Annotated in this window: 18 protein-coding genes; 2 read left to right on the top strand and 16 right to left on the bottom strand. The window is 71.5% G+C overall.

Annotated features, from left to right (window positions below):
• Window positions 1-10 precede the first annotated feature (10 nt).
• The 5 genes from IW256_RS04970 to IW256_RS04950 form a co-directional block, all read right to left on the bottom strand.
• Entirely contained in the window at window positions 11-586 is a 576-nt protein-coding gene (locus IW256_RS04970; protein ID WP_307829385.1) for a TetR/AcrR family transcriptional regulator, read from the bottom strand.
• A 175-nt stretch (window positions 587-761) separates the two neighbouring features.
• Window positions 762-2,432 carry an NAD(P)/FAD-dependent oxidoreductase gene (locus IW256_RS04965; protein ID WP_197009820.1) on the bottom strand — a complete coding sequence of 557 codons (1,671 nt, stop codon included), beginning with the start codon at window positions 2,430-2,432 and terminating at the stop codon, window positions 762-764.
• Between the two features lie 46 nt (window positions 2,433-2,478).
• Window positions 2,479-3,399 (bottom strand): RNA polymerase sigma factor SigJ, encoded by a 921-nt coding sequence (gene sigJ, locus IW256_RS04960; RefSeq protein WP_307828737.1) that lies wholly within the window; start codon window positions 3,397-3,399, stop codon window positions 2,479-2,481.
• Window positions 3,400-3,506: 107 nt separating this feature from the next.
• Window positions 3,507-4,556, bottom strand: a complete 1,050-nt coding sequence (locus tag IW256_RS04955) for an ester cyclase (RefSeq protein WP_197009818.1) — start codon at window positions 4,554-4,556, stop codon at window positions 3,507-3,509.
• Window positions 4,553-5,803, bottom strand: a complete 1,251-nt coding sequence (locus tag IW256_RS04950; protein WP_197009817.1) for a cytochrome P450 — start codon at window positions 5,801-5,803, stop codon at window positions 4,553-4,555. Before IW256_RS04950 ends, IW256_RS04955 begins: the two co-directional genes overlap by 4 nt.
• 235 nt (window positions 5,804-6,038) lie before the next feature.
• On the opposite strand from IW256_RS04950, the gene IW256_RS04945 reads away from it, so the two are divergent.
• Window positions 6,039-7,307 carry a nucleotide sugar dehydrogenase gene (locus IW256_RS04945; RefSeq protein ID WP_197009816.1) on the top strand — a complete coding sequence of 423 codons (1,269 nt, stop codon included), beginning with the start codon at window positions 6,039-6,041 and terminating at the stop codon, window positions 7,305-7,307.
• A gap of 133 nt (window positions 7,308-7,440) precedes the next feature.
• Here the strand turns inward: IW256_RS04945 and IW256_RS04940 are convergent, their stop codons facing one another.
• From IW256_RS04940 to IW256_RS04890, 11 genes are all read right to left on the bottom strand, one after another.
• Complete coding sequence (locus tag IW256_RS04940; RefSeq protein WP_197009815.1) at window positions 7,441-8,403, bottom strand: NAD-dependent epimerase/dehydratase family protein; 963 nt, start codon at window positions 8,401-8,403, stop codon at window positions 7,441-7,443.
• A gap of 117 nt (window positions 8,404-8,520) precedes the next feature.
• Entirely contained in the window at window positions 8,521-10,764 is a 2,244-nt protein-coding gene (locus IW256_RS04935) for an MMPL family transporter (RefSeq protein ID WP_197009814.1), read from the bottom strand.
• Between the two features lie 189 nt (window positions 10,765-10,953).
• Window positions 10,954-12,588 (bottom strand): AMP-binding protein, encoded by a 1,635-nt coding sequence (locus IW256_RS04930; protein WP_197009813.1) that lies wholly within the window; start codon window positions 12,586-12,588, stop codon window positions 10,954-10,956.
• A 26-nt stretch (window positions 12,589-12,614) separates the two neighbouring features.
• The gene (locus tag IW256_RS04925; protein WP_197009812.1) at window positions 12,615-14,261 is read right to left on the bottom strand and encodes a class I adenylate-forming enzyme family protein; all 1,647 of its coding nucleotides are present in this window, start codon (window positions 14,259-14,261) and stop codon (window positions 12,615-12,617) included.
• Window positions 14,262-14,302: 41 nt separating this feature from the next.
• A complete protein-coding gene (locus tag IW256_RS04920) occupies window positions 14,303-15,265 on the bottom strand; it encodes a UbiA family prenyltransferase (protein WP_197009811.1) in 963 nt (320 codons plus the stop codon).
• A 9-nt stretch (window positions 15,266-15,274) separates the two neighbouring features.
• Window positions 15,275-16,186 carry a class I SAM-dependent methyltransferase gene (locus tag IW256_RS04915; protein ID WP_197009810.1) on the bottom strand — a complete coding sequence of 304 codons (912 nt, stop codon included), beginning with the start codon at window positions 16,184-16,186 and terminating at the stop codon, window positions 15,275-15,277.
• 14 nt (window positions 16,187-16,200) lie between these two features.
• Window positions 16,201-17,316 carry a DegT/DnrJ/EryC1/StrS family aminotransferase gene (locus IW256_RS04910; protein WP_197009809.1) on the bottom strand — a complete coding sequence of 372 codons (1,116 nt, stop codon included), beginning with the start codon at window positions 17,314-17,316 and terminating at the stop codon, window positions 16,201-16,203.
• Window positions 17,313-18,530 (bottom strand): DegT/DnrJ/EryC1/StrS family aminotransferase, encoded by a 1,218-nt coding sequence (locus IW256_RS04905; protein WP_307828736.1) that lies wholly within the window; start codon window positions 18,528-18,530, stop codon window positions 17,313-17,315. Before IW256_RS04905 ends, IW256_RS04910 begins: the two co-directional genes overlap by 4 nt.
• 85 nt (window positions 18,531-18,615) lie before the next feature.
• Window positions 18,616-19,407, bottom strand: coding sequence for a DUF3050 domain-containing protein (locus IW256_RS04900; protein ID WP_197009808.1), 792 nt, complete (start codon window positions 19,405-19,407; stop codon window positions 18,616-18,618).
• Between the two features lie 227 nt (window positions 19,408-19,634).
• Entirely contained in the window at window positions 19,635-20,564 is a 930-nt protein-coding gene (locus IW256_RS04895; RefSeq protein ID WP_197009807.1) for an ester cyclase, read from the bottom strand.
• Complete coding sequence (locus IW256_RS04890) at window positions 20,561-21,478, bottom strand: ester cyclase (RefSeq protein WP_197009806.1); 918 nt, start codon at window positions 21,476-21,478, stop codon at window positions 20,561-20,563. The genes IW256_RS04895 and IW256_RS04890 overlap by 4 nt, the downstream gene beginning before the upstream one ends.
• Before the next feature lie 441 nt (window positions 21,479-21,919).
• Between IW256_RS04890 and IW256_RS04885 the strand changes: the two genes are divergently transcribed.
• On the top strand, window positions 21,920-22,888 hold the full coding sequence (locus IW256_RS04885; RefSeq protein WP_197009805.1) for a 4-hydroxy-3-methylbut-2-enyl diphosphate reductase: 969 nt from the start codon (window positions 21,920-21,922) through the stop codon (window positions 22,886-22,888).
• Window positions 22,889-22,931: the final 43 nt, after the last annotated feature.

Raw genomic sequence — 22,931 nt, 5'->3', positions numbered from 1 at the left:
GGCCGGCGGCCTAGGAGCGACCCAGCGCGGCGACGGAGAGGTCGGCGACCTCGGCTGCGTAATCCGGGGTGATCGGGCCGGTGGGGAGCAGCAGCCGGAACCACAGGGGTGCGAAGGTCAGGTCGATGGCGGTGTCGATGTCGATGTCGTCGCGGATCTGGCCGCTCTTGCGGGCGCTCTCGAAGCGCGCCCGGGCCATGAACCGGTTGGGCCCGAACACCCGCTCGCCGAACGTGCCCGACACCTCCGGGTCGTGCTGCATCTCGGCGATCAGGGCGGTGAGGTGGGGGGAGATCGAGGGGTCGGTGAACACCTTGGCCACCGCGGTCAGCTGGGAGCGCAGGTCGGCGTGGAAGTCCCCGCTGTCGGCCAGCAGGAACTCGGCTCCGATCTCGCGGCGGAAGGCGTCGATGAGCAGGGCGCTCCGGGACGGCCAGCGGGTCGCGAGGAGCTCTTCGGTGACCCCCGCGCGGGCCGCTATCGCCGCCATCGAAACGTTCGGATAGCCTTCCGCCCGGCACACTTCCAGAGCACATTTCAGGATGGCACTCCTGAGTTCCTCGGAGATGACCGTTTCGTTTACCACGTCAGACACGCTAACTCTCCCATATGAATCGTTCAATATGCGCTGCGGAGGGGGCCGGCCGGGTGACAATTTATTGTCATCGGCATTGTCATCGGCCGTGTTTCACGGTGGAGCCCGTATTCGCCGGCGAGCGCCGGAGCGGATCGGCGTCATCGGAGCCGGCGCCCGCGGACGCTCAGAAGAACGTCCGGCCGCGCAGCCGGGAGCGGAGCGCCTCCCGCGCGTTCCCGCTGAGCACCCGGCGCAGCTCGGGATCGCCGTGGGCCCGCACCCAGCGCAGCGACCTGACGGCCTTGCGCGGCGTCGGATGGATGTAGGGCTGGTCGGGCTCGGCGTAACCCAGGTGGCGGGGGACGAAGTCGGCGGAGCGGATGATCTCCCACAGCTCGGCCGCCGCGTCGCCGCCGCCGATGATCCCGGCCTCGTACGCCCGGCAACGCGCCACCATCTCCTCGAAGAGCTTGCGGAAACCGTCGTGGTCGGGCCACAGCAGCCCGGGATGCCGCGTCTCCTCGATCTCCCGGAAGTGCGCGTCCCTGCCGTCCGAACGGTACTTGGTCAGCGCCTCCTGGAGCCGGAAGGTGCCCGCCCCGGTGCCCCAGGCCCAGACGCGGAAGACCGCGTTCCACAGCGCGTGGTCGGAGAACGCGGCGTACGCCGAGCCCACCAGCTCGTCGTTGCGGTCCAGCAGCGCCTGCTGGAGCCGCTCGACCTGCTCGAAGCGGCCGGGGTCGAAGTCGTCCTCGCGCAGCGCGTCCAGCAGCCGCCAGGCCAGCAGGTTGATCGCCTCGACGGTGTCGGAGAGGTCGCGGTAGAACAGCCGGTCCACCGCGCCGGCCGACTCGCCGAGCAGGCACCAGCGCTCACCGACGGTACGGGTGGAGGAGTACTGGACCGGGTCGGCCGACTCCCATTCGCGCACCGGCGCGGCGTGGGCGAACTGGCGTTCCAGGTCGGGGAACCGCGCCACCAGCGCGGCGAAGTCGTCCCCCGGCATGCGGCCGGGCTCGGCCGGATGGCGGCGCGGGTCGAGACCGACCCCGACGCTGCAGAGCGGAGCGCGACCGGCCTTGTGATTGTCGAACGGAAGGACCCAGAGCCATCCCCCCTCGAAAACATGGTGGACAGACCCCTCATGCCAGGGGATCGGCGGGGCGGGGATTCCCGGCCGGGCGGTGGCGAGGACCTCGTCGGTCCGGCGCACCCCGGCCATGTGGGTCCACAGCGACCGGGACCGGTGCCGGAGCCGGGTCGGTTCCTCGCGGAGCCCGAGCAGCCGCGCCACGGGCGAGGACCGCCCGGAGGCGTCCACCACGAACCGCGCCCTGACCTCGCTCCCGTCGGCGCGCGCCAGCGTCACTCCCGAGCCGTCGGCCGCCATCTCCTCGACGGGCGCGCCCAGGGAGAGCCCGCAGCCGTGCCGCAGGGCCACGTGCAGCATGTACGCGTCGGTGTCGGGGCGGTACAGGTGGGGAGCGTCGGCCAGGGGGCCGTTGGTGTACTGGTGCACCTCGCGGGGGTCCTGGGCGAGGCCCTCGCGGTGGTAGAGGAAGCCGAAGTGCCGCCGGACCCCGAACGCCGACCCGACGCGCCGCGCGCAGCCCTCGAACGACGCCAGGGCCTCGATCTCCGGCACCTCGTAGCGTTCGGCCACGGCCCGCAGGGCGACCGCGGCCCGCGGGGTGAGGGACTCGCCGGTGACGCCGCCCGCGCGGGCGGTCTCGTCGAGCACGACCACGTCGGCCCCGGCCCGGGCGAGCACGGCGCCGAGCACCGTACCGGGCAGGCCGGAACCGAGGACGGCGACGTCATGGGTGCGGTGGCGGTCGGTACGGGAGGGGGGCATCGGTCACTCCAGTGCTCGTCGCGGCCGCCGTGGTCGCCGGCCGTGGTCAGTGCCCGCCCTCGACGCTCCCCAGCTTGTCCGGATTGGCGATCAGCCAGACCTGAGTGATGCGGTCGGTGACGGGGTCCATGTCGAGGACGACGACGGCGACCGGCTCGCCGTCGGCGGTGATGAGGGCGGCCGGGCCGCCGTTGACGTCCACGATCGAGCCGCCGGTGCTCGGGTCCGGCACCCCCGGCGCGCTGGTGGCCAGCGGGCGCAGCACCTTCTGGACGCCCTGGACCAGGAGCCGGCTGACCTGCCGGGCGCCCCGTACCGGCACCCGGGGGGTGCCGCGCTGGCCGCCGCCGTCGCCGCACAGCATCACCTCGGGGGCGAGCAGGTCGAGCAGTTCCTCCATGTCGGCGCCCAGGCACGCCTCAAGGAACCGCTCGGTCACCTGCCGCCGGACCTTGCGGTCGTGGCGGAACCGGGGCCGGCGCTCCCGGACGTGGGACCGGGCCCGCCGGGCGAGCTGGCGGACCGCGGGCTCGGACCGGCCCAGCACCGTCCCGATCTCGGCGAACGAGAACTCGAACGCCTCGCGCAGCACGAAGACGACACGTTCCAGCGGGGAGAGGGTCTCCAGCACGATGAGCATGGCCATCGACACCGAGTCGGCCAGCTCGGCCCCCTCCTCGATCTCCGGCCCGGTCGGCAGCGGCTCGGGCAGCCAGGGCCCGACGTACACCTCGCGGCGCGCCTTGGCCCGCCGCAGCCGGTCCAGCGCCAGCCGGGTGGAGATCTGGATGAGGAACAGCTGCGGGTCCTCCACCACGTCGTGATCGACGCGGCTCCACCGCAGCCATGACTCCTGGACGACGTCCTCGGCGTCGGCCACGCTGCCCAGGATCCGGTACGCCACTCCGAACAACAGCTCGCGGTTGCTCTCGAAATGCTCGACGGGAGCCGATTCCGCTTCGGTCACCGGGGGCATATCGCCTCCTTGTCGTGTCTCTGACTATCAAGACGCGCACCAGGCCCGGGATGTGACATCTGTCCGGCAGGCGGCAAATAAACCTCAGGGTGACGTGGTCATTCGACTCCTATCCCGAACTGCGCGAGACCCGAGTGGTCGACGACGTCCCAGTGTTCGGCGAACCTGCCGTCCTCGACCCGGTAGACGTCGGCGACGTTGAGGCGGAGGGTGCGCAGGGTGCCGGACTCGCTGCCGCGCGCGGTCCAGAAGACGGCCACCCGGTCCTCGCCCGCGACGATGTGCGAGACGGTGACGCTCAGGTCGGGGAACCTCTCCAGGTACCGGCGGTAGTGCTCCTGGAAGCCCGCCAGGCCCTTGCCGATGTCCGGGTCGTGCTGCTTCATGTCCTCGGCCAGGTACTCCCCCGCCCGGTCCCAGCGCCGCCCGGTCAGCACCTCGGCGGCGAACCGCTCGGCCAGCTCGGCGTTGGCCCGCTGCGCCGGGCTCCCGGTACGGTCGACCCGCGTCGGCGGCTGGTCGCCGGTGGGCGGCGGGCTGCCGAAGCGCATCAGGGTGTAGTAGTCGATCACGTCCCAGTGCTCGGCCAGCAGCCCGTCCTCGACCCGGTAGACGTCGGCCGTGCGCAGCTCCAGCTCCTTGCCCGAGCCGGCCTGGCGGCCCCGCCAGGTGGCGAACGACACGACCTTGTCGTTCTGCGTGATCACCTGGTCGAGGGTGGCGGTGACGTCGGGGAAGGTCTTGAAGAAGACCTGCTCGTAGAACATCGTGAAGCCGGAGAGCCCCAGCGGGACGTTCGGCGTGTGCTGGAGGTAGTCCTTCTTCAGGTAGCGGCCGGCGAGGTCGAGCCGGTGCTTGGAGAAGACCTCCTCGTACAGGCCGCGGACGAGGTCGGCGTTCGCGCGTTCGGCCGCGGGCCCGGCCGGCGTGGCCGCCGCGCGGTCGGCCGCCGCCCCGGTGCCCTGAGCGGCGCGGTCCCCGGGCGATCCGCCGTCCTCCTGGCCGCAGGCGGCGGCCAGCGGGACGAGCAGCGCCGTCACGGCCGCGCACACCACCGCCCGGCCATGCCGCACCCTCCCCGGCCGGCGGGCCCGCGCCCGCGTCCCCGTTCCGGTCCGTTCCCTGGTCCTCGTCAGGCGTCCGGTCATCGCTCCGTCTCCACCACCGCACCGGGGCCGGTGCTGACGTGCAAGGCCTTGAGCCCGCGCACCATGAGGCTCTCCTGGTACGCGAGGTCCTCGCCGGCGAGGGCGAGCGCGGGCGCGCGCTGGAGCAGCGTGCGCAGCGCGGTGCGGGCCTGCATCCGCCCGAGCGCCGAGCCGAGGCACACGTGGATGCCGCCGCCGAAGGTGAGATGCCGGTTGTCGGTCCGGCCGAGGTCCAGCCGGTCGGGGTCGGCGTGCACCGCCGGATCGCGGTTGGCGGCGCCGCGCACGGCCAGGACCTGCTCCCCGGCGGCGACGACGTGGTCGTCGTCCAGCGGCACGTCCTCCAGGGCGACGCGGAAGGACATCTGCGTCGGCGCGTCGTACCGCAGCAGCTCCTCGATCGCGCTTCCCTCCAGCTTCGGCTCGGCCAGGAAGCGGGCCCGCTGCTCGGGGTGGCGCAGCAGGGCCAGGGTGGAGTTGCCGATGAGGTTGGTCGTGGTGCCGTGGCCGGCCACGAACAGCAGGATGCAGGTGCCGAGCAGCTCGTCCTCGCTCATGGAGCCGCCGTCGAGCGCCTGGGTCAGGTGGGTGAGGACGTCCGAGCCGGGGACCGCCCGGCGGCGCGCCGACAGCGCCCTGAAGTAGTCGTTGAGCGCGGCCACCGCCTCGTCCCGGGCCTGGTGCTGCTCGGGGGTCACCGAGACGGCCGGGCCGATGCCGGCGAGGTAGTCCTGGGCCAGCCTCATGATCATCGGACGGTCGTCGCCGGGCACGTCGAGCAGCTCGCAGATCACCCCGAACGGCAGCGCGTGGGCGAACGACCCGATCAGGTCGAACTCCTCGCGCCGCAGCGCCTCGTCCAGCAGCCGGTCCGCCGCCGCCTGGACGTACGGGCGCAGCGAGCGGACCACCCGGGGGCTGAGCCAGGCCCGGACGATGTCGCGCATCCGGGTGTGGTCCGGCGGGTTCATGAAGATGAAGAAGTTGCGCTGGCTGGAGAAGCCCGCGGCGAACAGGTCGGTCGCCTTCGCCGCGTCGCCCTCGGGGTAGCCGAAGCGCGGGTCCTGCAGGAGGAGGGAGCAGTCCCGGTGCCGGGTGACCATCCAGAACCCCAGGGGGCTGCGGAAGATCGGCTGCTCCTCGCGCAACCGCGCGTAGTGCGGATAGGGGTCGAGCCGGAAGCCGGGGTCCAGGGGATCGAAGCCGAGCAGGGCGGACATGCCACCCGACACCGCGGACTCGGTCATGATCTCACCGCCATTCATCATGGCCGGCGAGTTCGCCGGCCGAGGTATCGAGCACAGGGCGCAATCAATTTCACTGAAGCGAAGAACGGTACGGCACGCAAGGCGGGTGGCTGGTTATTGCCATTCGGGGGTCCGGCCATGCCATGCGCCTGCTATTGAGTAGGCCGAACCTAATTGACTACCGTCTGCCCGGGAAAACACTAACGATTCCCGAGACAAACGAAACGGGCCGACAATGGCTGCTGCACAAGATATCGACCTCGCCGTCATCGGGCTCGGTTATGTGGGCCTGCCGCTGGCGCTGGAGGCCTGCCGGGCCGGCCTGCGGGTGGCCGGCCTGGACGCCGACCCCGCCGTGGTCTCCGGACTGTGCGCGGGCCGTTCGCACGTCGACGACATCTCGCCCGCCGGCGTGCGCGAGATGCTCGACGCCGGCTTCACGCCCGTCGGGGACGAGGCGATCCTCGACCACGCCCGCACCGTGGTGATCTGCGTGCCCACCCCGCTGTCCACCGAGGGCGGGCCCGACCTGGCCGCGGTGCGGGCGGCCTCCGCCGCCGTCTCCCGGCACCTGTCGCCGGGCATGCTGGTGGTGCTGGAGTCGACCACCTACCCCGGGACCACCGAGGAGGTGGTCCGCCCGATCCTGGAGACCTCCGGGCTCACCGCGGGCGCCGACTTCCACCTGGCCTTCTCCCCCGAGCGCATCGACCCCGGCAACCCCGAGTACGGGCTGGCCAACACCCCGAAAATCGTCGGGGGGCTCACCCCGGCCTGCGCCAACACCGCCGCCGCCTTCTACGGCAAGCTGGTCGAGAACGTCGTCCTCGCCCGCGGCACCCGCGAGGCGGAAATGGCCAAGCTGCTGGAGAACACCTATCGGCACGTCAATATCGCGCTGGTCAACGAAATGGCAATCTTCTGCCATGAACTCGGGATCGACCTGTGGGACGCGATCAGCTGCGCGTCCACCAAGCCGTTCGGTTTCCAGGCGTTCTTCCCCGGGCCCGGCGTCGGCGGCCACTGCATTCCCATCGACCCGAACTACCTGTCGTACAAGGTCCGTTCGCTGGGCTACCCGTTCCGTTTCGTCGAGCTGGCCCAGGAGATCAACTCCCGGATGCCCCGCTACGTGGTCGAACGCGCGCAGCACCTGCTCAACCGGGACGGCAAGGCGCTCATGGGCGCCCGGGTGCTGCTCCTGGGCGTGACCTACAAGCCCGACATCGCCGACCAGCGCGAGTCCCCCGCCCGGCACGTCGCGGCGCGGCTGCGGGCGCTGGGCGCGGACGTCTCCTACCACGACCCCTACGTGCGGGAATGGAGGGTCGAGGGGGAGCCGGTGCCCCGTGCCCCGCACCTGCGGCCCGCGCTGGCCGAGGCCGATCTCACGATCGTCCTGACCGACCACGCCGAATACACGACCGACACCGTGAGCGACCACGCCCGCCTGGTGTTCGACACCCGCGGCAGCTCACGGCTGACGGGCGCCGACCGGCTGTGACGGCCGCCGTCCTCCACGGCCTGCACAGCCAGAGGGCCCCCGGAGACCACGCGGTGTCTCCGGGGGCCCTCGGCCCGCTGTACGGGGCCACGCGACGGTGCCGCGGTCACGGTGCCGCGGTCACGGCACGGTGTCAGCCCCCGCCGTGCCGGGAGAACTCCCCGCCCTCGCGCAGGGCGTCGAGCGTGGGCGGCAGGCCCTCGTCCACCGTGGCGTAGCGCGGCGCCCAGCCGAGCTCACGGCGCGCCTTGGCGTTGCGCACGCGGTAGGAGGTCAGCAGGGACTCCGCGGCCGGCCGGCCCGCCAGCAGCCGTACGGCCGCCGGAGGCGCCTTGCCGACCTTGGTGCCGCCCACCGCCGCCGCGAGCCGGTCCAGCATCGACCGGAGCGGCAGCGGCGCGTCGTCGACCACGGCGTACTCCGCCCCCGCCGGCGCCCCGGTGAGCGCCAGCGCGTAGGCGGCGGCCAGGTCGTCGACGTGGACGCAGCTCCAGTGGTTGGTGCCCGGGCCGGGGCAGCGGAGCCGGCCCCGGCGGGCGCTCTCGTAGAAGACGTCCTTGAACGTGCTGCCGGGCCCGTACACGAACCCCGGCGAGATGACGACGGAGTCGAGCCCGCTCTCGTGCAGCTCGCGCAGCTTGCGGATCTCGGCGGCGTCGCCCTCCCCCATCGGGGACGGGGACAGCGGCGTGGACTCGTCGATCCAGTCCGCGCCGTGGTCGCCGTACACGAAGCAGCCGCCGGTGTAGACGAAGCGCTTGCCGTCCCGCAGGCACCGCCGTGCCAGGGCGCCGGTCATCAGGGTGTTGGCCGCGTTCAGGCGCCTGACCTTGGACGCGGTGACGCGCCCGGCCGGGGTGAGCTGGGCCGCGTGGACGACGGCGTCGGCGTCGTCCACCAGCGGCAGGTACGACTCCGGATCGCGCATGTCGCCCACGGCGACCCGGGCACCGGCCACGACCAGGCCGCGCGCCTTGCCCGGCGAGCGGACCAGGCCGACGACGTCGTGCCCCGCCTCCAGCAGCGCGCACGTGACGGCGCTCCCGACGAATCCCGTGGCACCGGTGACCAGGACGGTGCGGCCGCCCGAAGACATGGCGGCGCTCCTCTCTCCTCGTTGACTCTGCGGTCCCAGGCGCCGGCCGTCCGGGGCCGATCGCGTGATCGGCCCCGGACGGCCGGACCCGGGCGTCGGGTTCCGGTCCCGCCGGCCCTACCGGGCCGGGACCGGTTCCTCCTTCGCCCTCGAGTCGCCCGCGGCGTCCTCGCCGCCCTCGCTGACGCCGAAGCGGGCGTGGATCCTGCGCAGCGGCCCCGGCGCCCACCAGTTGGCGCGGCCGGCCAGCTTCATGAACGCCGGCAGCATGGCGCCGCGGATCAGCGTCGCGTCCATGAGGATCGCCAGCGGCAGGCCGATCCCGACCGCCTTGGTGTAGCTCAGGCCGGAGGTGATCCACGCGAGGAAGACCAGCGAGATGCACACCGCGGCGTAGGTGACCACCCGGCCGGTGCGTTCCAGGCCGGTGGCGACGGCGGTCGTGTTGTCGCCGGTCGCGTCGTACTCCTCCCGGAACCGCGCCAGCATGAAGACCTGGTAGTCCATCGACAGGCCGAACGCGAGCGCGAACAGCATGATGGGCACCGTCCAGGTGATGGCGCCGGTGACGATGACGTCGCCCACGAGCCAGAGCAGGTTGCCGTCCTGGAAGATGAACACCAGGGCGCCGAAGGTCGCGCTGAGGCTCAGCATGGTCAGCACCATCGCGATGATCGGCAGCAGCACGCTCCCGGTCAGCAGGAAGAGCAGCACGTACATCCCGAGCGCCAGCAGGCCCAGCGCGAGCGGCAGCCGGTCGTAGAGCTTCTCGAAGGTGTCGGCCGACACCGCGGGCGCGCCGCCGACCAGCACGTCCGAGAACGGCGACCGTTCGGCGCGGACGTCGCGGACCAGGTCCTCGCCCGCCTTGGAGAGGCCGTCGACGGCCGGGACCACGTTGAGGAAGGTGGCGTCCGGTGCCCGGAACCGGTAGTTGGCCAGCTCGGGCGAGGCCGCCACCTGTCCCTTGACGTAGCTGCCGGTCAGCGCGTCGACGCGGGCGACGTTGGGCAGCGCCGACAGCCGGCCCGCGTAGTCGGCGATCTGGGCGCCGCGGGCCGCCGGGTCGCCGACGCCGCGCGCCACGACCTGGATGACCTGCTGCTCCTGGGTGTTGAACTCGGCCCGCAGGATCTGCGCGGTCTGCGCGGCGTGGGCGGACTTGGGCAGCACCTGCTCGTCCGGCAGGCGCAGCTTCAGGTCCTTGGCCGGCAGGCCGAGCACCATCACGAACGCCAGCACCAGCAGGGCGACCGGGATCGGGCGGCGCATGACGAACAGCGCCAGCCGGTGCCAGAAGCCGTTCTCCGTGGCCGTCGCCGGGCCGTCCTTACGCTTGATCAGGCGCAGCTTGTCGATCCGGTGGCCCAGCATGACCAGCAGCGCGGGGACGACGATCAGCGAGGACAGCGCGCACAGCAGCGCGGTGACGATGGCGGAGGAGGCCAGCGAGGTGAAGATGGTGAACGGCAGGACCAGGACGACCGACAGCGCGATCGCCACGATCACCGCGGAGAAGACCACCGTGCGGCCGGCCGTGCGGAGCGTGACCCGGATCGCGTCCGGCATGTCCAGGCCCTTGCGCAGTTCTTCCCGGTAGCGGCTGACGATCAGGAGGCTGTAGTCGACCGCCAGCCCCAGCCCGAGGAAGGTGGTGACGTTGATGACGAAGAACGAGGAGTCGACGAAGAACGTCAGCCCCCACAGCGCCAGCATCGTCATCAGCATCGTGGCGAAGGCGACCACCAGCGGGAGCGCCGCCGCCACCAGGCTGCCGAAGATCAGTATCAGTACCACCAGCAGGACCGGGAACACGATCGAGTCGGCGCGTGTCACGTCCTTGGTCGCGGTCTCGGTGTTCTCGTGCCACATCAGGGCCGAGCCGCCGGCCTTGACCTCCAGTCCCTGGAACCGGCCCTCGTACGCGGGCGCCAGCTCCTTGACCCGTTCGAGCATCGTGTCGAAGTCGCCGGCGATGGTGCCCATGACCAGCGCGCGGTTTCCGTCCTTGTTGCGCAGCGCCGCGGGCTTGCCCGCCGTCCAGTAGGACGCGACGCTCTGCAGGCCGGCCTCGCGCTGGAGCCGCTGGGTCAGCGCGGTGCCCGCGGCGGCCACCGCCGGGTCGTCGATGCCGCGGCGGTCGGTGACCAGCAGCATGAAGTTGGGCTCGCCCTGCTTGAACGTCTGTGCGAGGACCTGGGCCGCGTGGTGCGACTCGGAGTTCTCGTCGGAGTATCCGCCCATCGTGAGCCGTTTGGTCATGGTCTGCGAGACGGCCCCGCCGGCGAGGACGAAAACCAGCACCAAGACCAGAACGCTCTTGGGCTTGCGCAGGACGAGTCCTGCCAGCCTGTCGAGCATGTCTTTCCTCCATTCACCTGGCGGTGATCCGCCCGCTTTCCTGCTCGGTCAGGGAGCCGGCCCGGTATCCGGGAAAGAGTCCGTCCGGCTCTGCAACAAGGACGCATCCGGGCGCCGCGTCCGTGACATCGCGCGCCCTCCGGGCCTCGCGTGCGACGGCCCCTCGCGGGACGGCCCCGGGGGACGGCCTCACGTCCACTGGCCCGTACCGTGCGTGGTCTTGGTCCCGAACAGGCGCTCGCGGAGTTCGGGCCGGCGCACCTTCCAGGTGCCGGTGCGCGGGAAGTCCGCCCAGTCGATCAGGACGGGGGCGTCCAGCTCGGGGAGGCCGGCGGTCGCGGCACGCCACCGCTCCGGGTCCAGGCGCGCCCCGCCGGCCGCGCCGTCCATGCCGACCACCGGCACCGGCGGCCGGCCGGGGACCCCCAGGACGATGATCTCGGAGGCGTCCGGCAGGCGTTCCAGCAGGACGCTCTCCAGGTCGATGCCGCTGGCGCCGGGGATGATGTCGACCTCGCGGTCCAGGATGCGCAGGCCGCCGGTCCGGGTCCGCTCCCCGATGTCGCCGGTGTTCCACCAGCCGTCCCAGATCTTGGCGCGGTGCCGGTCGGTCTCGCCGAGGTAGTCCAGGCAGCGGCCCTTGGTGCGGACCAGGACGATCCCCGGACGGCCGCGGCGCACCTTGCGCCGGGTCTCCGGGTCCACCAGCCGCACCTTCATGATCAGTGGGACCGGCCGGCCCGCGTTGGTGGTCACCGCGGTCGTCGCGCCCGCGGAACGGCGCATCTTCCGGCGGGTGTAGACGCCGAGGCTGACCGGGCCGACCTCGCTCTGCCCCCAGCTCTGCCCCCACACCACCCCGCGCCGGGGCGACGCCTCGAGGAAGGTGCGGACGGTACGGGGATGGATGGCGTCGAACGTGCTCACGTACGCCCGCACCCGTTCGAACAGGTGCGGATGGGACGTGGCCAGCCCCTCCCAGCGCTGGAAGATGTTCGGGCACGCCTCCAGGGTGGTGGGGCGGTGGTCGTTCAGGGTCGCCACCACGGTCCCGGGCTCGGAGCCGGCCAGCACGACCGCCTCCGCGGGCGGCAGGAAGAGCTGCCCCGCCAGCCAGGTGACGCTGCGGATGTGCACGAAGGCCACGCACGCCGCGATCACGTCGTCCTTGCGGGTGGACAGGAAGGGGATCCTGGCCGTCTCCAGGCGGCTGTTGACCTTGACGGCCGTGGCGGCCGAGTGGACGACGAGCTTGGGCACGCCGGTGGTGCCCGAGGTGTGCGTGCAGATCATCGGCTCGTCGTCGGCGACCGGGTCGGCGGCCGGGACCGGCGCGCCGCGCAGGTCGCCGAACGCGATCGTCCCGGGGACCGGCTCGGCGCCGTCCGCCGCGTCGACGGTGACCACCGTGGTGTCCGGGCCGACCAGCGTCACCCCGTCCCGGGTGGCCGCCGACAGCACCGACGGGGCCGCGACGAGCACGCGCGGCTCCAGCCGGCCCAGCATGGCGCGCAGCGCCTCCGGCCGGATGGTCGAGGAGATCATCGCCGGCAGCGCGCCGATCCGCGCCGCCGCCGCGGCCAGGACGACGACGTCGAAGTGGTTGTCCTTGATGATCCCGAGCCGGTCGCCCTTGCGCAGCCCGGCCTCGTACAGCACGCCCGAGGTCTCGGCCACCAGCCGCGCCATGTCCGCGACCGTGAACCGGGTGCCGTCCTTGGGCGCGATGTCGAACGGCCGGTCCAGCACGAACACCGGGCGCGGCGCCCCGGCGAACCGCTCGAACATCAGGCCGAGGTTGAGCGGCCCCTTCATTCTCCCCATGATCTTCGTCCTCCCAGGCGGGGCCGTCAGGTCCAGCGGCCGGTCCCATAGGTCTCTTTGGTGCCGAACAGCCGCTCGCGCAGCACGGGGCGGCGCACTTTCCAGGTCCCGGTGCGGGGGAACTCGTCCCAGCCGATCAGGACGGGGTCCTCCAGGTCGGGCAGGTCGGCGGTCGCCTTCCGCCACCGCTCGGGGTCGAGTTCACCGCCGTCGACGCTGAGCACCGGTACCGGCCTGCGGCCGGGCACGCCGAGGACGATGACCTCCGACGTCTCCTCCAGGCGCTCCAGCAGCACGCTCTCCAGCGCGATCCCGCTGACGCCGGGGATGAGGTCGACCTCCCGGTCGACGATGCGGAAGCCGCCCGTACGGCCGTGCACGCCGATGTCGCCGGTGTTCCACCAGCCCTGGCCCCAGTCCTTCTCCCGGTGCCGGTCGGTCTCGCCCAGGTAGTCCAGGCAGCGGCCCTTGGTACGGACCAGCACGATGCCCTCCTGGCCGCGGCGCACCTTGCGCCGGGTCTGCGGGTCGACCACGCGCACCTGGGTCACGAACGGGATCGGCCGCCCGACGTTGCTGGTGACCGGGTCCTGCGACCAGCGGCTGCGGCGCAGCTTGCGGCGCGTGTAGACGCCCATGCACACCGGGCCGACCTCGGTCTGCCCCCACACCTGGCCCCACACCGGCGACCGGCGCCCGGACGCCTCCAGGAACGCGCGGACCGTCCGGGGGTGGATGGCGTCGAAGGTGTTGATGAACGCCCGGGTCTGGGTGAAGAGGCCGGGGTTGGAACGGAGCAGGCCCTCCCAGAGCTGGAAGATGTTCGGGCACGCCTCCAGGGTGGTCGGCCGGTGCTCGCTCAGCGTCGCCACCACGGTCGCCGGGTCGGGGTCGGCCAGCACGACGACCTTGGCCGGGGGCCGGGCGAGCTGCGCGAACGTCCAGGTGATGCTGCGCCCGTGGACGAACGCGATGCACGACCCGACCACGTCGCCGGGGCGGATGGACAGCCCGGGCAGCGGCAGCGTCTCCAGCTTGGTCAGCACGCCGAGCAGCGTGTTCGCCGAGTGGGCGACCAGCTTGGGCACGCCGGTGGTGCCCGAGGTGTGCGTGCAGATCATCGGCTCGTCGTCGCCGACCGGGTCGGCGGCCGGGACCGGCGCGCCGCGCAGGTCCTCCAGCTGCAGCACCCCGGCGGGCCCGTCGCCGTCCCCGCGGTCCACCGCGACGACGGCCGTGCCGGAGCCGGCCAGCTCCACCCCGTCCCGGACCGCGGCGGCCAGCACCGACGAGCTCGCCACGAGCACGCGCGGTTCCAGCCGCTCGAAGATCGCCCGCAGCACCTCCGGGGAGTTGGTGGCGGAGATCATCGCCGGCAGCGCGCCGATCCGGGCCGCCGCCGCGGCCAGGAGCACGACGTCGAAGTGGTTGTCCTTGACGATGCCGAGCCGGTCGCCCTTGCGCAGCCCGGCCTCGTACAGCGCGCCGGACGTCTCGGCCACCAGCCGCGCCAGGTCGCCCACCGTGTGGCGGGTGCCGTCCTTGGGCGCGATGTCGAACGGCCGGTCCAGATGGAACACCGGACGCTCGGCGTCGGCGACCCCCTCGAACATCACGCCGATGTTGCGCGGCACCTTGCCCTTCGCGCCCTGCCTCTTCCCTGGGTTCCCCATGACCTTGTCCTCCTGAGTTCTGGTCGCCTGCGGGGGGCGTGCTAGGTGGCCAGCACGAGGTTGGCCGCGAGCAGCACCACGACGCCGAGCCGGTGCGCCTTGATCCCGAGCTTGCGCGCGGTCAGCGGATCGCCGGCCGCCAGTCCGGTGCGCACCTGCCGCGCCCGCACCCACAGCACCGGGGCCAGGAAGAGCAGGAACCACGCCGACACCGCGCCGAACGCCACCACCGCGGCCACGGCCGCGGTCTCGGTGGCGGTGAGGACGGCGACGAACACGCGGTAGCCCCGGTCCGAGCTGCGGGTGGCCATGTTGCGGCGGCCGGCGGCGCGGTCGCCCGCCAGGTCGTTGATGTTGGAGTACACCGACACCAGCAGGCTCCAGAGCCCGAACAGGTACGCCTCGGCCAGCACCAGCCCGGACGCGTCGCCGCTGGCCAGCGCGAACGGGATCAGGACGGTCAGGCCGGTGCTGGCGAAGAGCACCAGTTCCTGCCCGCCGCGGTAGCTGAACTTCAGCCCGTGGGAGTACTGGACGCTGGTCAGCAGCACCATCGCCGTCAGGGCGACGGCCCACCACGGCCGTTGCGGCGCGACGGCGACGGCGGCCGCCAGCATCACCACCGCCCAGGCGATGGAGGCGTAGCCGAACCGCACCGCCTCCCGCACGGTCAGGTGCCCGTCCAGGAGGGGTTTGCGCTCGCGGCTGCGCAGCTCCCCCTGGCTCGGGTCGTAGTTGCGCTGGTCGCTGCCGTCCCGGTAGCCGGTGACGTCGTCGAAGGTCACGGTCGCCGCGACCACGCCGACCCAGCCCAGCGACAGCAGGACCAGCATGCCGAGCACGCGGGGCTCGTCCCGCAGCGCCGGCACCAGCAGCGTCCACGCCACCAGCGCGGACAGGTAGTAGTCGTAGAAGGACAGCTTGCCGAGCTTGGCGTAGGCCCTGGCCTTGCGCCGGAACGTCGCCTGTGCGGGTGCCGGGCTTCCGGCGTCGAGCGTCGTCATGATCGCCCCCTACCGCGGCCGGCGCCCGACGACGGAGATCATGACCTGGCTGAGCCACCGGTGGGCCGGGTCGGCCATCTCGGCCAGGGCCTGGTCGATCCGGTCGTGGCCGAGCAGCCCCGCCTCGACGATCTTGGGCCGCATGTACTCCAGCCAGAGCATGTAGTGCCGGGCCTGGTCCGAGCCGCCCTGCATCATGACGACGCGGCCCTCGGCGGACACGTCGGTCAGGTCGCTCTCGAGCAGCATCGCCAGGTCGAAGTGGCCGCCGCGGGGCTCGTGCCCGGCCTGCCGCATCAGCCCGTACCCGGACGCCTTGATGTCGGCGAGGAAGTCCTCGGACACGACGCTGCGGAACAGCGGCAGCGAGTCGGTGTCCTCCAGGAACAGCACGCCGCCCGGGGCCAGCGCCGAGATCAGGCGGGCCACGGCGGCCTCCCGGTCCGGCAGGTGCTGGATCACCATCCGGGCGTGGATCAGGTCGAACGCGCCCTCGGGCAGGTCGTCGGCGCGCAGGTCGTGCCGCCAGACCTCGACACCGTGGCCGGCCAGCCAGCCCAGCCGTTCGGTCTCCAGGTCGGCGGCGACGACCCGGCCGACCGGGCCGCGCCGCCCGGCCAGCCGCTCGGGGGCGACGCCGAAGGCCGGCTGGGCGAGCTCGGCCAGCCGGCGGGCCGCCGAGCCGTAACCCGCGCCGACCTCGAGGCAGGACCAGCCGGGCGCCACGCCGAGCCGCTCGAACCGCTCGAACGTGCCGGGGTCCCAGATCGCCTCGTTGGTGCGCAGGCGCTCGGTCTCCTGGTCCCACACCGGGTCGAAGACGTACTCCCCCGCGGTCGTGTCAGGGGCGGCCCCGAGGGCCGCCGCGGTGTCCGGAAATGCGGAGGTCGGGGGGACGGTGGTGGTGTCGCGTGGGGTCATGCCCGCTCCCGCGGTCAGTCGAAGAATTCACAGACGGAGTCGGCGACGTACTCGACGTCGGCGTCGCTCATGTGCGGCCAGATCGGGATCGCCAGGTTGCGGCGGCTGACCTGCTCCGCGCCCGGCCACCGCACGCCCTCGGGGGCGAACTCGGCGAACGCGGGCTGCAGCGGCAGCGGGACCGGGTAGTAGATGTGCGTCCCGATGCCGCGTTCGGTCAGGTAGGCCCGCAGGTCCTCGCGCCGCTCGATCAGCAGCGAGTACACGTAGTAGCAGCGGCCGTTGCGGCCCGGCGGCGGCGCCACCACCCCGCGGTCGCGCAGGGGGGTGAAGCGCTCGGTGTAGTAGTCGGCGATCTGGGCGCGGCGCTCCAGCCGGTCGGGGAAGCCCGGCAGCCGGTGCAGCTGGAACGCGGCGATGATCTCGTCGAACCGGCTGTTGTGGCCGATCCGGTGGTGCAGGAACCGGGTGATCCCGTCCTGCCCGTGGTTGCGCAGCTCGCGTACCCGCCGCGCCAGCTCGGGCCGGTCGGTGAGGACGACGCCGCCCTCGCCCGCGGTGCCGAACGCCTTCACCTGGAAGAAGGAGAAGACGCCCAGGTCGCCCCAGAGGCCGGCGGGCCGGCCGTCCAGCACCGCGCCCTGGGCCACCGCCGCGTCCTCGATGACGGGCAGGTCGTGGCGGGCCGCGATCTCCGCGATCCGCGGCATGTCCGCCATGATCGAGAACACGTGCGCGGGCATGATCGCCCGGGTGCGCTCGGTGATCAGGCTTTCCACCGCGTCCGGGTCCAGGACCATCGTCCACGGGTCGGCGTCGGCGAAGACCGGCGTCGCCCCCACGTTGGCGACCGTGCTGGCCACCGGCTGGCAGCAGAAGGCCGGGACGATCACCTCGTCGCCGGGGCCGATGTCCAGCGCGTGCACGGCCAGGGTCAGCGCCCCGGTCCCGCTGCCGCAGGCGATCACGTCGCCCGCGCCGGTCATCTCGCGCAGCTCCTTCTCGAGCGCGGCGGTCCGCCGGCCCAGGATGAACTTCTGCTCGGGGTCGGTGCCGACCTCGTGCAGCAGCTTCAGCAGGACGTCGCGGTCGCCCTCGAACAGGTCGGGCGGAAAGAACGGCAGCGTCACGCTCGCCTCCCGGAGTAGAACTCGCGGATGATGTCGCAGACCCTGTCGACGTCCGCCAGTGCGAGGTCGGGGTAGAAGGGCAGGGCGATCGTCCGGGCGCACGCGGCCTCGGCGTTGGGGAAGTCCCCGCGGCGGTGCCCCAGATCGGCGAAGCAGGGCTGCAGGTGCAGCGGAGTCGGGTAGTAGGTCTCGGTCCCGACGCCCCGCTCCGCCAGGTGGGCGGCCAGGGCGTCGCGGCTCTCCACCTCGATGAGGTAGACGTAGAACACCGGGTTCGTCTCGGCGTCGCGCGCCTTGACCACCGGCGTCCTCAGCACGCCCGGCATGTCGCGCAGGCGCTCGTCGTAGGCCCGGGCGAGGACGGCGCGGCGGGCGATGTCGTCGTCCAGGCGGGCCAGCTTGGCCAGCAGCACGGCCGCCTGGATGTCGTCCATCTTGCTGTTGGTGCCGGAGGCGCCCGACAGGTTGGAGATGCCCGCGATGTGGTCGATCGTCTTGCCCATCCGGCCGTGGTGCCGGAGGATGGCGGCGCGTTCGGCCACCTCGGTGTCGTCGGTGAGGATCATGCCGGCGTCGCCCACGGCGCCCAGCGTCTTGGAGGGGAAGAACGACAGCACGCCGCCCTTGCCCAGCAGGCCGGCGTGCACGCCGTCCCAGCGCATGCCGATCGCCTCGGCGCTGTCCTCCAGCACCATCAGGTCGTGGCGGCGCGCCACGTCCATGATCGCGGTCATGTCGGCCATCTGCCAGAAGAGGTGGACGGGCATGACCGCCGCGGTGCGCGGGGTCACCGCGGCGGCCATGCTCACGGGGTCCAGGGAGTAGCTCTCGGGATCGATGTCGGCGAAGACCGGCTTGGCCCGCGCCAGCGCGACCGAGGTCGCCGAGGCCACGAAGGTGAACGCCGGGACGATCACCTCCTGCCCGGGCCGGATCCCGGCCGCCCGCAGCAGCAGCACCAGGGCGTCGGTCCCGTTGTTCACGGCGACGGCGTGCCGGGCCCCGGTGTAGGAGGCGATGGCCTTCTCCAGCTCGCCGACCTGGCGGCCGTGGGAGTACTTCCCGCGGTCCATCACCGCGCCGACGTTCCGCGCGATCGAGGGCCACAGCTCCTCGAACGTCGCGGCCTGCGAGAAGAACGGGATCGGCCGCGCGGTGTCCGCCTCCCGCGTCCCGGCGGGATCGGTGATCTGTGCTCCGGCGATGTCGCTCACGCCGGCACCCCTTCCTGTCGGCCGCGGGCGTACGGTCGCGCCGGCGGCGGGGTCGTCGATGCGGGGCTGGGCCTGTGGGAGCCCGTCAGGACAGGGCGTCGACCGCCGCGGTGATCCCGTCCCACAGCTCGATGCGGGCGCGCAGCGCGGTGGTGATGGTCTCGGCGCACTCGTCCCACTTGGCCGGGTCGTCGCCGCACAGGTCGGCGAGCATGGCCATGGCCATCGGCGTGTGCTCCTCGCCGTCGACCTCGATGTGCCGGGCGAGGTAGTCGCGGAACTTGGCGAGCTTGCCGCCATGGTCGTCGATCTTGATGACCTGGTCGAACATCTCCGGGATGAGGTCCTCGCGGCCGAACGCGAAGGCCGCGGCCTGGCAGTGCAGCGGGGCGTGCTCGATGATGTCCCAGGTCCGCCGGACGAACTCGGCGGCGGCGGCGGGCACGCCGGCCTCGGTCAGGGCGGTGCGGACGGGGGTGCCCGAACCGATCAGGTCGAGGAAGGTCGTGACGGTCCCGATGTCGGCGCCCGCCTGGTCCATGCCCTGGACGTAGAGCTCGAAGTGGCTGATGAAGCCGTCGCCGAGCTCGTCGCTCTCCTCCACCAGGACGATGTCGTTGACCAGCCGGCGGCTCTCGCTGGAGCCGCGGGGAACCCAGGGCACCTCCACGCAGGTGAGCCGCTGCTGCAGGCTCTTGAGCAGGGACATGAAGTCCCAGACCGCGAAGACGTGGTGCTCGTTGAAGACGTTGACCTCTTCGAGCGTGCTGAGCCGGCTGTAGATCGGATGCTTGATCACTTCGACCCGGACCGGCTCGATCCGCAGCTTCAGTTCGTCGATGGCCGAGTTTTCTTTGCCCCAATCGTAACGGGACATTGAGGCTCCCTTTCAGAGGACCGATGGGATTTCTTGAATTCTCCGCAGCGGGCCCCGCGGCGCGCAATAGCAAGGGGATGGCAAGGCCCTTGGGGCTATGGCAAGCAATGGGAGTGGCCACCTTGTCAATGGTGCCGGGAACGCAACCGGAAAAAGGCGTGCCCGAACCGCCCCCGGAGGCCGGGGCGGAACGGGCACGCCTTGTTCGGTGAGCGGGTCCGGCCAGGTCAGCCGGCAGCCTGCTCCGCCAGCTTCTGGTCGCGCTGCTCCTTCAGGTACTTCTTCGGGTTGAAGCCCAGCAGGGCGACGATGTCGGTGTAGTCGACCAGGCCCCAGTGCTTGACGAACATGCCGTCCTTGATCCGGTACAGGTCACAGGTCGGCATGATGAACTTGTCACCGGTCTCCGGGTAGTGACCGTAGGAATTCCAGATGGCGCCGGCGTAGTTGGTGCCGCACACGATGTTGTCCGGCGCCACCGCCAGGTCCGGGGCGAACGGCTTGAATCCGGAGAAGCACGCCTTGAACCCCTCCAGGCCCTCCTCGATCACCAGCGGCTCGAACTGCTCGAAGTCCGCGGAGATGTACTTGTGCGCCAGGGAGAGGTCCTGGATCGGCACCTCCTCCAGGTAGGTGAGGATCCGGCGGAGGTTCTCCTGCTGGGCGGGTGTGCCGCCGCGGTCGAGCGGCGAGCTGGGCTGCCACTGCTTGGGCCGCACGATGCCGAACGGCTCCAGCTCGGTGTACTCCAGCACGTCCCAGTGCTCGGCGATCTTCCCGTTCCAGAACCGGTAGATCTCGGAGACCAGGACCCGCAGCTCCCGGCCGGTCCGGGCCTCGGTGCCGGTCCAGGTGGTGAAGGTCAGGACGCGGTCGTTCTGGGCGAAGGCCACCTCGACGTTGATGTTCAGGTCGGGGAAGGTCGAGTGCCAGAACTCCTTGGTGAAGCCCTTGATGCCGGTGACGCCGACGCCGTAGAGCGGGTTGTGCTGGCGGAAGTTGCCGGTGAAGAACTTGTCCGCCGCGTCGACGTCGCGCTTGTTGAAGACCTCGTCGTAGAGGCCCAGCACCATCTCGACGTGCTTCTGCTCCTCGGGCGAGCTCCAGTCGAGGTTGTTGGTGTCAGCAGCGGTGTCGGCGTTGGTCTGGACGCTCATGAAGACTCCTTTTGGAAGAGGTCTTTGGGGTGGTATCCGTAGGCTTCGATGGCCGATGTGTAGTCGACGACGGGCCAGTGCTCGGTGAACTTGCCGTCCTCGATCCGGTAGCAGTCGGAGTTGACGAGAACGACCTCCACGTCGGAATCGGGCTTGTGGCCCTTCCAGTCCCAGATCGTTCCGACGATGTGGCTGCCGACGACGACGTGCCGCGGATCGACCACCATGTCGGGAGCGAGGTGGAGGAAGTTGTTGCAGCACTCCTTGAAGCCGTCCAGCCCGTGGCGGATCATCCGGTCGTGCTGGAAGAAGTCCTCGGCGAAGTACTCGTGCGCCCGGGACAGGTCCTGCAACGGCACGTTCTGGGCGACCTGGGTGAGCAGGTCCAGGTTGGCGAGCTGCCGGGGCGTCCCGTTCAGGTCGAACTCGCCCCGCGGGCGGGGCCCGTCCGGCCGGGCCGGCCCCCAGGGCACCAGCTCGGTGTACTCGATGACGTCCCAGTGCTCGACGGCCCTGCCGCCCTGGAAGCGGTAGAGGTCGGCGGTCCACAGCTCGAACTCGCGGCCGGACTCGTCGTGCCCGGCCCAGTGGACGTGCGCCAGCACCCGGTCGTTCTGGCAGACGGCCAGGTCGACGGTCGCGGTCAGGTCCGGGAACGTCCCCAGGAAGAAGCCGCCGACGAACCGCTTGAACCCGGCCACGCCCTCGCCGTAGAGGGGATTGTGCTGCACGAACCCGGCGCCGAAGAATTCGTCCGCCGCGTCGAGGTTCTTCTTGTCGATCACCTTCTGGTACAGGTTCTCGACCCGCTCCAGGTTCTCCCTTTCGACGGGCGTGCTGTAGTCGAGGGTCGCCTCGGGGGCGCTCGATATTTCCGTGCCCACCGATATTCGTTGCGGGACTCTCGTTCCCATTCCTCCTCCATGGGCCGCATCGGACCATTCGATGCCGCCACGATAGGAGCCCGCTCGCCGCCGCCGCCATAGCAAGGAGATGGCAACCCGATGGCAGGCTACAGCCGGGGCCCGCCGGCGGGTTGCCCTCAAGCGCGTGACAGGCGCCGGCCGATCGCCCGCCACAGGAAGTCCTTCGAGGCGCGGTGACCCGCGGCCGGATTTCCCACCTGCCATTTCCTGTCCCCGCCTTCTCCGGCAATCACCCGCCCCGGAATTTGATTCGCCGCCCGCCATGGCAAGGGCATGGCACGGGGCGTGCGGGCATGACAGGAACCTGGCATCCGGCAAACACGGGCATGCCTTGATTCGGCCATCCTCGCCATTTTTTCTTGACTTCTCCCCCGCGAACGAGAAGTTTCTGTTTAGTCCACTTCGGTGCCGGCCAGCCTGGGAGCTGATATGGCAGAGCGGAAACGGGTCGTGCTGGCGGAGCCACGCGGCTTCTGCGCCGGGGTCAGGCGCGCCATAGCGATCGTCGAACGCGCGCTGGAGGTCTACGGGCCACCGGTGTACGTACGCAAGGAGATCGTCCACAACCATTACGTGGTGCGGGGGCTGGAGAGCCGCGGCGCGCGCTTCGTCGACTCCGAGGCCGAGGTCCCCGAAGGAGCGGTGTGCGTGTTCTCCGCCCACGGCGTCGCGCCGGCGGTGCACCGCGCGTCGGCGGACCGCGGCCTGGAGGTCATCGACGCCACCTGCCCCCTGGTCGCCAAGGTCCACCAGGAGGCGCGCCGCTTCGCCCGCGACGAGCGGACCATCCTGCTGATCGGCCACCGCGACCACGAGGAGGTCGAGGGCACCTACGGCGAGGCACCGGACCGGACCGTCATCGTCGAGACCGTCGAGGACGTGGCCGCGCTCGACCTGCCCCGCGACGCGCCGGTGGCCCTCCTCTCCCAGACCACCCTGTCCCTGGACGACACCGCGGGGATCGTCGACGCGCTGCGGGACAGGTTCGACGACCTGCGCGAGCCGCCCGGCGGCGACATCTGCTACGCCAGCCAGAACCGCCAGAACGCGGTCAAGGCCCTGGCCGGCCGCAGCGACCTGGTGCTGGTCGTCGGCTCCGTCAACTCCAGCAACTCGATCCGCATGGTGGAGGTCGCACGGGACGCGGGCGTCCGCGCGCACCTGGTGCCCGACGTCGGCGAGCTGGAGGAGGGCTGGCTGGAGGGCGTGGCGTCGGTGGGCGTCAGCGCGGGCGCCAGCGCCCCGGAGATCCTCGTCGACCAGCTCCTGGACCGGCTGGCCGCCCTCGGCTACGACCGGGTCGAGTTCGAGACCACCGCGACCGAGAACGTCGTGTTCAACGTGCCCGCCGGCCTCGCCGCCGCGGCACCGGCCGGCGCACGTCCGGACCCCTCATGAATCTCCCGGAAGGGTCGATCCCTCGGGCACGGAAAGGCAGTCG

This window comes from Actinomadura viridis, from assembly GCF_015751755.1.
Taxonomy (GTDB): Bacteria; Actinomycetota; Actinomycetes; order Streptosporangiales; family Streptosporangiaceae; genus Spirillospora; species Spirillospora viridis.
This window is presented reverse-complemented; position numbering and strand designations above follow the sequence as displayed.

Coding starts and splice junctions, on each gene's coding strand:
- IW256_RS04955 (WP_197009818.1), bottom strand. CDS start 4,556: ATGACCGGACGCCTGACGAGGACCAGGGAACGGACCGGAACGGGGACG.
- IW256_RS04900 (WP_197009808.1), bottom strand. CDS start 19,407: ATGTCCCGTTACGATTGGGGCAAAGAAAACTCGGCCATCGACGAACTG.
- IW256_RS04915 (WP_197009810.1), bottom strand. CDS start 16,186: ATGACCCCACGCGACACCACCACCGTCCCCCCGACCTCCGCATTTCCG.
- IW256_RS04965 (WP_197009820.1), bottom strand. CDS start 2,432: ATGCCCCCCTCCCGTACCGACCGCCACCGCACCCATGACGTCGCCGTC.
- IW256_RS04890 (WP_197009806.1), bottom strand. CDS start 21,478: ATGGGAACGAGAGTCCCGCAACGAATATCGGTGGGCACGGAAATATCG.
- IW256_RS04925 (WP_197009812.1), bottom strand. CDS start 14,261: ATGGGGAACCCAGGGAAGAGGCAGGGCGCGAAGGGCAAGGTGCCGCGC.
- IW256_RS04895 (WP_197009807.1), bottom strand. CDS start 20,564: ATGAGCGTCCAGACCAACGCCGACACCGCTGCTGACACCAACAACCTC.
- IW256_RS04950 (WP_197009817.1), bottom strand. CDS start 5,803: ATGACCGAGTCCGCGGTGTCGGGTGGCATGTCCGCCCTGCTCGGCTTC.
- IW256_RS04930 (WP_197009813.1), bottom strand. CDS start 12,588: ATGGGGAGAATGAAGGGGCCGCTCAACCTCGGCCTGATGTTCGAGCGG.
- IW256_RS04920 (WP_197009811.1), bottom strand. CDS start 15,265: ATGACGACGCTCGACGCCGGAAGCCCGGCACCCGCACAGGCGACGTTC.
- IW256_RS04940 (WP_197009815.1), bottom strand. CDS start 8,403: ATGTCTTCGGGCGGCCGCACCGTCCTGGTCACCGGTGCCACGGGATTC.
- IW256_RS04945 (WP_197009816.1), top strand. CDS start 6,039: ATGGCTGCTGCACAAGATATCGACCTCGCCGTCATCGGGCTCGGTTAT.
- IW256_RS04885 (WP_197009805.1), top strand. CDS start 21,920: ATGGCAGAGCGGAAACGGGTCGTGCTGGCGGAGCCACGCGGCTTCTGC.
- IW256_RS04935 (WP_197009814.1), bottom strand. CDS start 10,764: ATGCTCGACAGGCTGGCAGGACTCGTCCTGCGCAAGCCCAAGAGCGTT.